Below are 1283 nucleotides of genomic sequence, written 5' to 3'. Positions count from 1 at the left end.
TTTTGCTATCATTATAATAACCTAGTGATAAACAAGTTCCCCTTATATAAAGTTCTCCTTTAATACCTATTTCTTTAGGACTAATAAAATTCATATTTTCATCAAAGACTAAAAGCTCGGTATTTTTACAAGCCTTGCCAATAGGCAAAATATCTTCATCTTTAAATTCTCTCTCGGCCTTAAAAAAAGAACAAACATCAGTAATTTCTGTAGGTCCATAAAGATTAAAAAATTCCGTATTTGGTAAAGCCTTTCTCCAAAAATTAAGCTGTTTATTTGGCATAATTTCTCCACAAAAAAGAACCTTTTTAAGATAAAGATTAAAATCTTTCAAAGCATTAGTATTTGCAAAATAAATAAGCACCGAAGGCACCCAAAAAATCATATTTATTTTTTGCTCTTCTAAATAAGATAAAATTTTATTTGGAAAAGCAAAAAGATGATTAGGTAGTAAATGAAGTGTCGCTCCTGCTTTAATGCTTGAAAATATATCTAAAATACTATTATCAAAATAAAACGGAGCCTGATTAGCTAAAATCTCATTTTCATTTAAATTAAAAGTTTCGCATACCCAAAAAGTATAATCAATCACACTTTTATGAGAAATACAAACACCTTTTGGCACTCCTGTACTCCCACTTGTAAAAAAAACATATAATAAATTTGTATCTATATGTCTTTCCTTAACTTCTTCTAATAAAACTTCATCTATATCAAAATTTACAAAATCTTCTGTATAAAGTGTTGGTAAATTAAAATCAAATTTTAAATTTTTTGAAGTAATTAATAATTTTGGTTTTAAAATATTTATTACTTTTTCTATGCGTTCTTTTGGAGTTTTTTCATCTAAAAGAGTATAAAAATTCCCACTTAAACTCACACCAAAAAAACTTATAAGACAATCAATACTTTTAGGCAAAAGAATTAAAATAGAATCTTGTGTATAAGAATCATTTAAATCTTTAGCAATTTTACTTGCAAGTTTTTTGCTTAAAATGTTGAATTCTTTATAATTTATACTTTTAAAATTTGAACCAAAAGCATCTACAAAAGCTAATTTTTCAGGAAATTTTAAAACACTTTTTTCTAAAAAATCATAAATACTTCTAACCATATAAACACCTTTAAAAAATTTTTATTATAATACTAAAAAACTAAAAAGATTTACTATGTTAATTAACAAATCCTATAAAATTAATTCTTGTGATGATGTTGAACTTAATATAAAAAGAGAAAGTAAGCTTGAGTATAGACTTACTTTTGATGATAGTAAAGATATAAAA

The 1283-nt window shown here is 24.4% G+C and carries 2 protein-coding genes; one reads left to right on the top strand and one right to left on the bottom strand.

The features are described 5' to 3' along the window. The coding region (locus JG676_RS07680) for an AMP-binding protein (protein ID WP_200217855.1) at positions 1–1114 on the bottom strand (1114 nt) is incomplete at its 3' end. A gap of 55 nt (positions 1115–1169) precedes the next feature. Here JG676_RS07680 and JG676_RS07675 point away from each other — a divergent pair. Further along, on the top strand, positions 1170–1283 hold a 114-nt coding region (locus JG676_RS07675), incomplete at its 3' end, for a DUF2920 family protein (protein ID WP_200170292.1).

It is taken from the genome of Campylobacter sp. 2018MI34 (assembly GCF_016598975.1).
Classification (GTDB): Bacteria; Campylobacterota; Campylobacteria; order Campylobacterales; family Campylobacteraceae; genus Campylobacter_D.
Note: the sequence above shows the minus strand (reverse complement) of the source record. Positions and strands in the feature narration are given on the sequence as shown.